The sequence below is a fragment of the Marivita sp. NO-S04 genome, assembly GCF_059070475.1.
In genome coordinates this window covers 1,225,723-1,239,805 of the sequence record NZ_CM180980.1, presented here as the reverse complement: position 1 = coordinate 1,239,805, position 14,083 = coordinate 1,225,723, and the positions used below count along the sequence as shown (strand labels likewise).

At 52.8% G+C, this 14,083-nt stretch carries 5 protein-coding genes and 1 pseudogene; 2 read left to right on the top strand and 4 right to left on the bottom strand.

What is annotated here, in order from left to right; genetic code table 11:
• Window positions 1–219: 219 nt before the first annotated feature.
• Window positions 220–381: pseudogene (locus ACK3EW_RS06620) on the top strand (IS3 family transposase); the annotation flags it as partial.
• A 231-nt stretch (window positions 382–612) separates the two neighbouring features.
• Here the strand turns inward: ACK3EW_RS06620 and tnpC are convergent.
• From tnpC to tnpA, 3 genes are read right to left on the bottom strand one after another with little or no spacing between them, the layout of a single operon-like run.
• Entirely contained in the window at window positions 613–2,181 is a 1,569-nt protein-coding gene (tnpC, locus tag ACK3EW_RS06615; RefSeq protein WP_301070747.1) for an IS66 family transposase, read from the bottom strand.
• Between the two features lie 55 nt (window positions 2,182–2,236).
• Window positions 2,237–2,590, bottom strand: coding sequence for an IS66 family insertion sequence element accessory protein TnpB (gene tnpB, locus ACK3EW_RS06610; protein WP_301070749.1), 354 nt, complete (start codon window positions 2,588–2,590; stop codon window positions 2,237–2,239).
• Window positions 2,587–2,991, bottom strand: coding sequence for an IS66-like element accessory protein TnpA (tnpA, locus tag ACK3EW_RS06605; protein WP_301070753.1), 405 nt, complete (start codon window positions 2,989–2,991; stop codon window positions 2,587–2,589). The genes tnpB and tnpA overlap by 4 nt, the downstream gene beginning before the upstream one ends.
• A 165-nt stretch (window positions 2,992–3,156) precedes the next feature.
• Between tnpA and ACK3EW_RS06600 the strand changes: the two genes are divergently transcribed.
• A complete protein-coding gene (locus ACK3EW_RS06600) occupies window positions 3,157–4,185 on the top strand; it encodes a helix-turn-helix domain-containing protein (RefSeq protein ID WP_493808957.1) in 1,029 nt (342 codons plus the stop codon).
• Between the two features lie 6 nt (window positions 4,186–4,191).
• Here ACK3EW_RS06600 and ACK3EW_RS06595 read toward each other — a convergent pair whose 3' ends face one another.
• The gene (locus ACK3EW_RS06595) at window positions 4,192–13,800 is read right to left on the bottom strand and encodes a VCBS domain-containing protein (protein ID WP_493808956.1); all 9,609 of its coding nucleotides are present in this window, start codon (window positions 13,798–13,800) and stop codon (window positions 4,192–4,194) included.
• Between the last annotated feature and the right edge of the window lie 283 nt (window positions 13,801–14,083).

The following is a 14,083-nucleotide window of genomic DNA, read 5'->3' as shown; positions in this document are numbered from 1 at the left end:
CCTCTCTCTTAGGGCGCGATGACCAACGAAATGTTGCCGGTACAAGACTGACGCCGATCCCGAGAAGCGTGCCGAGGGCGCCACGCATGTGCCGCCTTCGCGGCACAAGAGTAACACGAACTCATCGAGATAGCGTTGCGGAAGACTTTTCCGGAGGCCGTGCCACGTCCTTAGCGTGAAGCGGTAAGGCTTCTAAGTTTCACGATAGAAGCGACGCAGGAGGTCATCCACCGCCGAGGGCCGTGGCGCAGCTTCGAGGCCGTCAAATATGCAACCATGGAATGCGTGGACTGGCTCAACAACTGCCGCCTGCTCGAGCCGATCGAGAACATCCCGCCGAGAGAAGCCGAGGTCAACTTCTACGCCGCTCTGGAAACTTGAGCGATGGCCGCGTGGCTAACGAAAACTAGCCTCCCGCAAAACCGGCACGGTTTAACACAGACCTTGGAACGCCTCGCCAACCAATTGCCACGCGCCGAAATCGGCGCGCTTATGCCATGGCGCTATAAAGCCTGAACGGTCTCGGCTTTTCGCACGAAACGATCAACAGAAAGAAAATTGTTTTTCGGAAATCAAGAATTTCGTAAGCGGTGTCTGAAGGGCACTTGGGTTTCAGCTTGACGGCTGGAAGTTCCAAGGAAGCAACTCGTCGATGCGGTGTTGCGGATGTCCGGCCGCAATGGCTTCGAGCGTAGCCTTGAGATAGGCGAAAGGCTCGATGGCGTTGATCTTGGCGGTCTCGATCAGGGATGCGATGCGGCCCCATGCCTTGCCCCCCTCGTCATGACCGGCGAACAATGCGTTTTTCCTGTTCAAAGCAATCGGCCTGACCAGATTTTCGACCTTGTTGGAGTCGATCTCGACGCGTCCGTCCGTCAGGAAGGTCTGCAAACCATCCCAGTGTCGGTGGATGTAGGCAAGCTTCTCTCCGAGGCGCGATTTGGCCGAGATGCGCAGGCGCTGCGCTTGTAGCCAGATGCCGAAGGCTTCGACCAGTGGCGCGGATCGTGCCTGGCGCGCTGACAGGCGCTGGCCCGGGGACGTGTCGCGGATGTCTTTCTCGACGGCATAGATTCCTGCGATCTGGCGCAGGCCCTCGGCGGCGATCTCGGAACCATCGCGATCGAAGATTTCCTTGAGCTTGCGACGCGCATGCGCCCAGCAATGGGCGACAACGATCGGATCACCGCCCTTGCGGTCAGGGCGCGTCAGCCGGTTGTAGCCCTGGTAGCCATCGAGTTGCAGCGTGCCGTTGAAGCCGGTCAGGAATTTCTCGGCATTCTCCCCGCGGCGATCGGGAGCATAGAAAAAGACGACCCCGGGGGGATCATCGCCGCCCCATGACCGATCATCGCGCGCCAGAGCCCAGAGGTAGCCTGTTTTTGTCCGCCCGCGGCCCGGATCGAGGACCGGCGCCGTGGTTTCGTCCATGAACAGCTTCGTGGATGTCTTCAGGTGCTCGGCCAGCCGGTCCACGATGGGTCCAAGGTGGAAAGCTGCCACACCGACCCAATCAGCCAGCGTCGAGCGGTGAATGTCGATGCCAGAGCGGGCGAGGATCTGTGATTGTCGGTAGAGCGGGGCATGGTCCGCATATTTGCTGACCAGAACATGCGCGATGGCGCCTTCGGTTGGGAGCCCGCCCTCGATCAGCCATGCGGGCGTCGGTGCTTGTGTGACCCCATCGGTGCAGGTGCGGCAGGCATATTTTGGGCGGACCGTCACGATCACACGGCACTGTGCCGGGACGATGTCGAGCCGCTCGTTGCGGTCCTCGCCGATCCTGTGCATCTGCCCGCAACCACAGGGGCACATCAGGCTGTCGGGTTCGACTACCTGCTCGATGCGTGGCAAACCGGCGGGCAGGTTGCCGCGGTTGCGCCTGGCCACTCGCTTTCGCTTGGGCTTGTCGTCTCCGGGCGTCTGCACCTTCTTTTGTTCACGGGCCTCGGCGACGGCAGCTTCAAGATCCTCGAAGGTCAGCTGGCGATCATCTTCGCTGAGCTTCTCGGACTTCTTGCCGTGGACCACCTGGTTCAGCTCGGCCACCAGATGCTCAAGACGTTTGACGATGTCCTCCAGCTCCGCGGCCCGCGCAGCTTTTGCCTTCAAGGCCTCAAAAGCTACGCGGTATTCCGGTGGCAGGACGGACAGATCGAGGTCTTTGGCAGCGGCGCTCATGATCAGTATTATACACTGGGATCAAAGCCATGATCCCTGCATTCGTCGCCCCGAGTCACTCCGCCGCAGCTGGTGGGCGGGTCTCCAGCGCCTTGACCTTGCGCCAGTCCAGCCCGGAAAAAAGCGCCTCGAACTGTGCGTGGTTCAGCGCCATCATTCCGTCCTTGATCGTGGGCCAGGTGAAGGTCGTGTCCTCGAGCCGTTTGTAGGCCATGACCAGACCGCTGCCGTCCCAATAGAGAAGCTTCAGCCGGTCCAAGCGCTTGGCCCGAAACAGGAACACTGTCCCGGTGAACGGATCTTTGCGGAGCACGGTCTGCACCATGGCTGTCAGCCCGTCGTGTCCTTTTCTGAAGTCAACCGGCTGCGTTGCCACCAAAATGCGCACACGGTTCGAAGGGAAGATCATGCGCCACCCCCAAGCGCACGCACGATGTCCCCAATCCGGGCTGCAGGCGTGGCACCGTCCAGCCGGACAGAAACCGATCCAGCTACGATCTCGATTGCCCTACTCGCCGAACCCGTATCTTCCGCCGATGGCGAACTTTCGACATCGAACATCACCAACGGGGCGAAGTCCGTGTCAGCCTCTGGCGCGGGCAAAACAAGTTCACCATCCTTGGCCAGCCGCCGCCATCCCGACAGGTGGTTCGGGCGAAGGTTATACTTGCGCGCAACGTCATTCACCGTTGCTCCAGGCACCAGCGTTTCTGCCACGATCCGCGCTTTCACACGATCTGGCCACCGTCGGCTCCCGGTCCGTGAGACCTCAACGCCCAAACGCGTGAGAAACTCGTTCGTAGTCTCCATGGCGAAACTCACCTCCTGTTATCCAACAGGGCGTGAGTCTCAAATCACAAGGATCAAGAGAAGGTGGGCGCCACACAGCGCTTACAGAATTTCCTTCTATGCGATTAAAAAATTCCCGCTAAATTTACCTGTGGAACTTTAATCTTTACAAAATGGAGGAAACATATGCCTGATATCGAAAACACAATATTTGACACAAAAAACTTTTGCGCCCATGATCGTTTTAATATTTGGCAAAAAAGCATAAGTGTTATTTTTGATGCAACTCTTGATGATAGAGTTAACCCATATTCATTTCAGGCAAGAGTAGAAGCAGCAAATTTTGGCCAAATTTTATTAGGTGAAGTTGTTTCCCAAACTCAACGCTTCAGCAGGCCAAAAGAAAAAATCCTTGCAGACGGCTTAGACTGTTATCTCCTGCAAATTTTCAAGAGAGGATATTGTGAGGTTGAAAAAGGACAATCAGTGCAGAAAGTGAAACCTGGAGACATATATATTATCGATGCGAGCGCGCCACTTGATGCCATTGATTATGACTTTAGCCACTTGACAGCAATGATCCCTCGTCACTTTTTGAGCCCATTTCTCAATCAACCTGATGCACACCATCGGCATGTGATTTCTGGTGATATTCCACTGGCAAAGTTGTTGTACGAATATATTTTAAGTTTGCACTCTAATCGCGGCGGGATGTCACATGATGACGGTGCGGCTGCTTCAACCGCTTTACTTAGCCTCACTCAAAGTTTGCTGAATTCAAAGAGCGCCAATGCTACGGGTGACTATGATGCTCAGGCGGTCGATCTAGCCATACGGTCAAAAATAATTGACTTTATAGAAGATAATCTGCACGATCCAAACTTGGATCCATCACTTATAATGAATGCATTTGGACTATCTCGAACACAATTATACCGCCTATTTGACACATTGAACGGTGTAGCATCTGAAATCAGACGTCGACGCTTGCGTCGTAGCCTCCAGGACCTGTTGAATCCAAATCACTGTCAAACGAATATTGGCCAAATAGCCTTTCGCTGGGGTTTTAAATCTGAAAGTGACTACAGCCGAGCTTTTAAGCGGCATTACCAACGATCCCCCAGCGAAGCACGTGCGGCAAGAACAAATTTGCCTTCATCAAGTGAAAAGCTCACGCACGAATACGAAAGGTGGATTGTCAGCCTAGCGCCATAGACAAGGTCAAAGAAATATAAACCAGTCCGAGTTAACTTCTCCAGAATCATTTCCAAACAAAGTCAACGAGTTGCCAACAAGATCAAAAACCACATTACCATTCATGGAGGATACTTGTACATCCTCAAAAATCACAGGAATTTCTGGTGCTTGAAGAATTTCGAGGGCGAATTCTATTTCTTGGGGCGATCCATTAGCTCTCGATTGCAAACGGAACACAAGTGCATCCTCTTGCTCGGAAAAATTTACTACAAAAGAACCACTTCGATCCACATTTCCACCAAATGTCTGAAAAAAAAGGGTATTTGAAAGGTTTCCGCCAACAGGTCCATTTACCTGGTATTGGAGAAAAGTTTGCAAATTGCTCAGCATTTCCACACTCCATCCAAATTGATATTCACCAGAAGTAGGCAGATCTCCTAATATAAAATATCTGTTTTCCGTATTTCCCGATGGAACTGAACCTGACACAACAAACGCAGTTTCTGTGGTAGTTGTGGTTACAGAACCACCTAGTGCAAGTGTAAGGGTTAAGTCTTCTCGCAAAATAGATTTAGTAATACTGGACACATCTAACTTGTCAGCTGAAGTGTCAAAATTTTCAATGGACACACCATCATCGAACACGAAAGTATCCACACCCGTTCCCCCGGCTAGGATAACACTAGTGATGCTAGCGTCACTCGCGTCCAGCACGCCACCATCCGACGAGGCGACAACATACAATGTTCCAGCTCCTGCGATACTATCGAGCCCTAATTGCGTCAACTGACCTGCCGAAAGGGCCAACACAGAACCGCCAGATACGGTAAATCCTGTGACAATGCCAAGGGGCTGCGTTATTTGAGACAAATCTAGAGTTCCAGCCCCGATGACGTCGTAATTCTTGGCATCGAAACTGAAACCCGATTCTAGACTCGCATCAGCAGAACCCAGATCAAACGAGATGTCGCCACTTACGTCGATCCCCAACAGGTCAGCATCCGATCCGTTCAAATCGGTAATGACAACATCCCCCGCTCCGGTCACACTAAGGCTGTCAGCCTGCGCCGAGGTCAGGCGCAGCGTCGCATCAGCACCAACCACAAAACCAGCACCCCCTGGAAGGGTACCTACCGCTGTAATATCCAGCGTCCGCGCACCATCAGAAGAGACTGCGTACGTGGTTCCAGCAAAGGAAAACGCCGCACCCAAGCTTGCATCAGCAGAACCCAGATCAAACGAGATGTCGCCACTTACGTCGATCCCCAACAGGTCAGCATCCGATCCGTTCAAATCGGTAATAACGACATTCCCCGCTCCGCTCACGCTAAGGCTGTCAGCCTGCGCCGAGGTCAGGCGCAGCGTCGCATCAGCACCAACCACAAAACCAGCACCCCCTGGAAGGGTACCTACCGCTGTAATATCCAGCGTCCGCGCACCATCAGAAGAGACTGCGTACGTGGTTCCAGCCAAGGAAAACGCCGCGCCCAAGCTCGCATCAGCGGCGCCAAGTGCGAGGGTCACGCCTCCAAGTGGCTTTATGTCGGAAAGATCAGCTTCCGATCCATTAAGCTCTGAGACAACAATCGAACCATCCCCGGTAGCAGTGTCACCACTCACCTGCCCAGCTCTGATTGTTAGGGTTGCACCCATTCCAATCTCAAAGCCCGTCACTGCGCCCAAAGTGTTGTTGGAGGACAGATCAATCGCGTCTCCCGCGTCGATACGTGCACTAATAGATGGTATTCCGTATCGCGTATCTATAAAAGTAAAAAGATCAGAATTACTTTTCACCCCAGCAACGATGAGAGAGCCGATGCTATCGTCATCAGGGTTGAAGTGAAAGTACCAAAAGCCTGCTTCACCGCCTGGCTGGAACCGTATTACCTCGACGGGTAAAAAGTCGGCATCAACTGTGAGCGTACGTCCAGCCAGGAAAATAGAAGTAATGCCAGACAGATTTGCCGAAGAACTTAAAGACGTATCGCTGTCTAAGATAATATAGGCAGATCGAGCTATTATTTTTGAAAAATCAGCATCGGATGGAAGACCCACAATAAACGGCTCATGGCCACCTACGAGATCAGCAACAATCTCCCGCCCAGATGCTTGATTTCCGTTCACGACGAATGAAATTGACCCTGTTCCCATTATCTCGTATCGGTCTACCGTACTTAGAGTATTGTTCGAACGAAGATCGACATATGTACCTGAGTACTCGAGGGAAACCTCAAAGTACTCTGTAACAATCTGGGACAGATTGGTCGTAGCGGTTACATCTTCCACAATAACACTTCCCGCTCCGCTCACGCTAAGGCTGTCAGCCTGCGCCGAGGTCAGGCGCAGCGTCGCATCAGCACCAACCACAAAACCAGCACCCCCTGGAAGGGTACCTACCGCTGTAATATCCAGCGTCCGCGCACCATCAGAAGAGACTGCGTACGTGGTTCCAGCAAAGGAAAACGCCGCACCCAAGCTTGCATCAGCAGAACCCAGATCAAACGAGATGTCGCCACTTACGTCGATCCCCAACAGGTCAGCATCCGATCCGTTCAAATCGGTAATAACGACATTCCCCGCTCCGCTCACGCTAAGGCTGTCAGCCTGCGCCGAGGTCAGGCGCAGCGTCGCATCAGCACCAACCACAAAACCAGCACCCTCTGGAAGGGTACCTACCGCTGTAATATCCAGCGTCCGCGCACCATCAGAAGAGACTGCGTACGTGGTTCCAGCAAACGAAAACGCCGCGTCCAAGCTCGCATCAGCGGCGCCAAGTGCGAGGGTCACGCCTCCAAGTGGCTTTATGTCGGAAAGATCAGCTTCCGATCCATTAAGCTCTGAGACAACAATCGAACCATCCCCGGTAGCAGTGTCACCACTCACCTGCCCAGCTCTGATTGTTAGGGTTGCACCCATTCCAATCTCAAAGCCCGTCACTGCGCCCAAAGTGTTGTTGGAGGACAGATCAATTGTATTATTTTCATCCACCCGAACTGTTAAGTTTGGATCGCCATAATTCGTGACAAGAAAGCTTGAAAGATTAGTGTTATTCTGGACGCCTGTAACCACCACTTCACTACCGGTCGACGCGGTGCTCCAGTCCATATAGGCATGATGAAACGCCTCACCCCCTGCTGCAATCGTCGGCTGATTGCCTACTTGATAAAGACTGCTAGCTGCGATGATAATTGTTTGCCCAAATAGAAAGTATTCGCGAACTGCGGATACATCTACTGCGTTAGAAACGTCCGAATCCCTCGAAAGCGACACACGAACGAAAATATTGTCTGATACCCTGGATAGGTCAGCCGTGCTCGACAAATCCTTAAGCCAAAGACTAAAATTGGGTGGTGCTGTAATCGATCGACCAGACGCTTGATCCCCAGTCAACATGAGGTCATTGCCGACCATTTCTATTGTATCCAAGCGTTCAACTGATAGGTTATTGCGAAGATTTACATTGTTTGCTGTGACGACACCGGTAATTTCAAGTCCCTCGTCGAAGCCTTCAAGATTAGTCGTTGCTTCGAAACCATCGACAATAATACTCCCCGCTCCGCTCACGCTAAGGCTGTCAGCCTGCGCCGAGGTCAGGCGCAGCGTCGCATCAGCACCAACCACAAAACCAGCACCCCCTGGAAGGGTACCTACCGCTGTAATATCCAGCGTCCGCGCACCATCAGAAGAGACTGCGTACGTGGTTCCAACGAACGAAAACGCCGCGCCCAAGCTCGCATCAGCAGAACCCAGATCAAACGAGATGTCGCCACTTACGTCGATCCCCAACAGGTCAGCATCCGATCCGTTCAAATCAGTAATAACGACACTCCCCGCTCCGCTCACGCTGAGGCTGTTAACCTGCGCCGAGGTCAGGCGCAGCGTAGCGTCAGCACCAACCACAAAACCAGCACCCTCTGGAAGGGCGCCTACCGCTGTAATATCCAGCGTCCGCGCACCATCAGAAGAGACTGCGTACGTGGTTCCAGCAAAGGAAAACGCCGCGCCCAAGCTCGCATCAGCAGAACCCAGATCAAACGAGATGTCGCCACTTATGTCGATCCCCAACAGGTCAGCATCCGATCCGTTCAAATCGGTAATGACAACATCCCCCTCCCCGGTCACACTTAGACCATCCGCTTCAAGGGCTGTAAGAAATAACGTGTTGCCGACAGGAGTGGTGATTTGATTGTCGGCCGTCGACGTTGTGAACACAAAGCTTACTATTTGTGGACTGCTGGTCACAACTTGCTGCTGACCGTCTGACTCAATTATAGCGCGGGCTACCACACGCAAAGTCGTCGCATCTTCACTTGGAAATTCATCAGCTTCAAAAGTGATCGACCAAGCCCCACTTACGACAGATGTGACTTTAGTCACCTCGCCGAAATTGACAACAATCTCTGTTCCGTCGCGTCCCTGACCGCTGAACGTTATTCCAGTTTCTCTGATCGCTTCGCTTATTTCATTCGGGAAAGAATTCAGGGTTGGCTTAAATTGTTGTGTTTCTCCCATAAGACGATCAACATCAATGTTCGATACGTCTGATCCATCCTGAAACGATTGCGCAACTTGGCCAAAGACGACAGTCTGAACGAGTGCAATCCCATCAATAGAGTTCGAGTTTTCTGTGATGGCTGCGTTTGCGTTCTGTACTGCATTCGCGAGAGCATCGCTCAGCTCAGTAGAAAGTCCAGAATTTTCGAACGAATTCTTGAGAATATCGTAGTCTTCAAGTTGATCTACTGTGCTGTTGTTAGACTCATTATCCAATAAACTTTGAGCCACCACAGACAATACTGAGCCTGCATCTCCACCAGCGGCCTCTGTAAGAGCAATGATGTTTGCAATCTGGGCAGCAGCAGCGAATTGTTGAGTGCGTCCATTTTCTGCCAATAGCACGGGATCATCAGAAAGGAGATCACCCTCACCAAGGTTCAGTGTTTCGCGCACAAGTGCCTCTGCCTCAGCAGTAGTCAAATTAGAAGAAATATTCAGAAGACTTTGCACGAGCGTGGTCAGAGGGCTGATGATGTTTGACGCTTCTGGAGCGGTCAGCCGCCCGATAAAAGGTAAACCCGTAAGCAAATCGACGCCCAAAAATGATTTAAGGTCTCCAACGCCAGGAAGATCGTCTGGGTCGTATCGACCAAGAGCATCAGTGATGGTTGAAAACTCACCAAAGGTTAATAAGCCATCTCCATTTGCATCCCGAAAGACAGTTGCTCCAGATAGATAGCCATCAACGACATACCCCACTGCGCCTTTCAGCGTTACTGTCACCTCCAGCGAGGCTCCATTTGTGGCCACAACTTCAAAGCTGTCGATCAGAGTATCATCTGGACCTAACGACTGCACTGCAGATTGTTGGTTATCTGCAATATAAGTCCAACGACCATCTTCTGTAACGGTAAATGTTCCATATCCATTTTCACCCGCAACATTAAGCTGTGGAACAAAATTATCATCTACACTGTGAACACCAGAAAGACTCAAGACTCCAAATGTTGAAAGCATTTCGGCTGTGTCTTCGATTACCAATCCTGTCGCATCACCAACGATCTGAGAACCAGTCTCCAGCTTGATGAGAGCTTCGCCAGTTCCAACACCATCAACATCCACAAGGTCAAGAAGATGAGCAAACTCACCCTGACCCGATGCATTCCTCGATGCAACAAACATGCTATCCACAGAACCGTCACGATCGGCATCTACTCCAAAGACAAAAGTGCTTGTTTCTCCTGAGCCGAGGTCTTCAAAAATTGCATTGGCAACCGCAATCATGTCACTTGTTGTTTCTGGATGCAAAATCGTGATTCCAGCGCCAACCGGCCGATCAAAAAGAGTTACGAATCCATTCTCATTCACACTGTAAGATTCTATTGTTGCCGTCGAAGATAAACTGACTGGTCCTTCTTGAAAATTCACACGATCGCTTTCCTGAGCCACTGCTATTCTTGAAAAGACAAGCGTGTCGCTATCACTGCTTGGTGAGGTATTGTCCCCAATTGCAAAATCGTTGATCGTATCAAATTCAACGCTGGGTGCATCGCGCATCAAAATAAATTTGTCTTGGCCCACACCACCAATCAAAATATCTGCCCCAGCGCCACCATCGATGGTGTCATTGCCAGTCCCACCAATAATAACGTCATTGCCCGCGCCACCGGCTGCATTCATGCCACCAGCACCCAGGACGATGAAGTCGGCCAGAGCAGAACCAACGACACTTTCGATACTTGTTACGGTGTCAACGAGGTAAACATCGTCATTCTCGTCTGCTGCAGCCGTCACAATGTACTGCACTGAATTCGCCGCGAGGGCGGCGGCCCCTTCGGTACCAAGAACAGTCGCGCCGCCCATTGCAAGAGTGACATTTGCTTCAATTATTGCAGTACCAGACAGGTTGATTGCCATCCCGGTCGTTGCTGTCGCTCCATGGGATGTCGCCCCTGTCACGTCTGCATAAGACACGGTATCCTGACCTGCGCCACCATTGATGACATCGGCACCCGCTGCTGCTTGGATGAAATCGTCGCCGAAGCGACCATTGATCGTGTCATCGCCGGAACCGGAAATAACGGTTTCGTTGCCACCGCCGCCGATCACGTTAAAGTTCTCGTTTTGACCGGTCAGCGTAAAAGATGCGTTTGCACCTAATTGGACGTTTTCAACGTTCTTCAGTTTGCTGTCTGCTGTAGAGAACACGAAGATCGAACCGCCACCGAGTACAATCGTATCAATGCCCGAGCCTCCGTCAATGTCATCGGTGCCATCAGCTGCCTGGCTGGTCAGGTTGATGATATCGTCACCGCCACCAGCAAGGATCGTATCCTGACCTTCGCCACCAGTGATCGTGTCGCCGCCTGTGCCACCGTTGATGACGTCATCACCCGCCGCACCGTTCATGTTCGCACCGGTTGCACCGGAGATCATGATGTCGGCCTGATCGGTCCCCACGTAGCGTTCGACGCCTGTGAAGGTTGCGATCGCACCTGCCGTGTTTCCGTCATCGTTCGAACGAGAATAGGCGGTCAGTGTTGCGACCAGCTCGTTCGAAGCAGCTGTACCACCGCTTGCACCGTTCAGGAATGCATCGCTGGACCCGACGTTGATGATGATGCCGTTTGCTTCTGCAGCGCCTGCAACATCAAAGCTCAGCACGTCCGTACCTGCACCCAGATCGACGGTGTTGCTTCCACGGCTGCTGCTTGCGCCGCCGCCCAGGACAAGGGTATCGCTGCCAGCGCCACCGGTGATGACGTCATTCATGCTCGAGAGCATGGTGACGGTGTTGGAGCCGTCGCCCAGTGTCATCACTGTGCCCGCGCCGCTTGCCGCCGCGTTGCTGACGGTCAGGTTGACCGAGCCTGTGTTGGTCGAGTTGATGGCCTTCGTGTAGCCTGCAGTGCCGGAGCCCAGCAGAACGGTGTTGAAGGTTGCTGCAATCGCACCACCACCCGACAGGGTGACCGTGTCGATGCTGCCGGCATCGTTGGTCAGAACGAGACCTGTGATGTCGCCATTTGCAGCGGCCAGCGTGACATCGGTCACACCACCAACGTTGTTTGCAGCGACTGCACCCAGGAACACGTCCTCGGTTGCGGTCACGTTGATCGAGGACAGACCGGTCGACGCAGCAGTGCCACCGATGGCGCCGACTGTGACTTCACCACCTGCAGCGTCGATGTTCAGGTTTGTGAACGATTCTGCTTCGGCAATCGTACCAACGGTCACGGCTGCGCCGGTTGCGTTGAGGGTCAGTGTCTCCAGACGCGAGGAAAAGGCAACGTTGCCCAGGACAACGTTGTCCGTGCCGTTTGTCGCAACACCGGTGTTGTTGATGGTCACCGATTTCACAACGTCGGACACAATGCCAGCCGCCAGCGACGTGTCGTCCAGTGTCACTGTCGGAGCAACGCCACCGCCAACTGCATAGAGACCGTTCTGCACGTTCAGTGTGACGTCGGAGACGTTTGTGAGCGTGATCGCATCGTCAGCACCATTGTGCTGTGTCGCCAGATCCACCACGAGGGCAGCGTCTGTCGCCGAGTTGCGGTACGCAATGTTGATGTTGCCGCTTGTGGACAGGTCAGATGTACGGACCGAGCTGCCGTTGATCAGGTTCGACAGCGTGATGCTGGTCGAGCCACCGGCGACGTTGAACTCGGGCGTGGCTGTTGCTTTTGCCATGTCGATGTTCGTGTCGGCCGCGTCGAGCGTCTTGATGGTTTCCATGCCGAGCAGTTCTGCCTGAGCACCGCCGGTGGAGTTCATCATGTGGAAGCTGTCTGTCCCCGCGCCCATCACGATTGCGGAGTTGTTGACCAGCGCGCTGTCCAGTGTAATCAGGTCGTTGCCCGCACCGGTCAGGATGGTCGTTGCACCAGCAGAGTGGATGTCTGCGGTCGACACGTAACGTGCATCGATTGTGGTCATTGTGCTTGCAAATGCGTTTGCGTTTTCGAACGCCGCATCGCCTTCGACGATCAGAGTACGGACGTTTGCGCCTACAATATCGGTGATCACGTTTTCAGCAGTGCCGTTCGAGACCACACGGATGGTTTCAACGGTTGTTGCCGGTGTCAGCGTGAACACACCACCTACAACGCCATCTGTGAGTTCAACGCTGATTTCATCAGAAAGGCCTGATGTTGCCAGATTGTTGATGCTCACGGTCATGTTCGTGCCGACGGTGCCGTTGAACTCGTAGGACGGATCAGTTGTCTGCACGTCGGTCAGGCTGATGTCACCTTCGCCGATGACCTGGTAGGTCTGCACACCGTCCCAGTTGGTGACATTAATTGTACGATCACCAGACAATGCGTTCAGAATAACGGTCTCAATGTTTCGAACAGTCACATTGGACGCGATGTCTTCAATCAGTTCGACATTCAGCACGTCAGCGTCGGTTGTCGACGGATCGACGATCGTGTCGCCAATACTGAGCTCGAGAACCACACCGGTCACGGTGTCGCTACCAACGGTCAATTCAATATTGTCTGCCTGAGGCGTAAGATCAACAGTCAAGCCCGGGAGGAGCCCATCAAATGCTGTGACGATCACGGCCTTTGCAGCAGCGACAGAGGATGCATCAGAAGTCACGCCTTTGATGATCGACTTGGCACTGTTCTGAGCGATTTCGCTGTCGTCATAGGAATTCGGCTCGGTCAGACCGGCTTCGCTGGCACCAACTGTCCACGCATTTGCAACTTCGATTTTGTTCAGAAGCGTCGTGATGTCCTGACCAGCAATCGTGTTCTGCGCACCCCGGATGATCTCGAGGATGATTTCACCAACCGAAAAACCGTTTGTGCCGGCGATCGATCCCTGAAGAACCGTGCTCCAGAACTCCAGGCCGGCCGCGTCGGGCGTACGGTTGAACAGGTTCAAGTACAGTTCGGAAATGAACGCGTTTGCAGCAGCAGCCGACGGTTCAACAAAGAAAGGATGCACCGCATAGGTTTCTTTCTGGGCTGCGAAATATGTCGCGATATCCACAAGCGGGACGACGGGATTGGCAACGGCCGCTTCCCAAAAGTCCATACCATACGGATCCGGAGCACGATCATAATAACCGATATAGATCGCGGCAGCCTGCTGTCTTGCAGTCAATGCGCTGAGATTGAAACTCATATCGCCGTTTCCCACTTTTTCCGAGAGATCGATCTTTAAAGGCAGCACTGACTTCACAAATCAGTTACAAGTCGAACCAGGAGGAATTCAGTCAGACATTAAAAAACGCCTATAATTTGAATCACTTTTTAGACAAATAAATTAAATAGAGTTGGGATGAATTCACTCATCACAACAGCACTGTCAAAATCATTCATCAGCCATTACAACCCCAAACAGAACACATGCCTATTGAGTGCAGTCCTTTTTTGTTCTCCACACGCAGACAGGGTGTATATTGCTC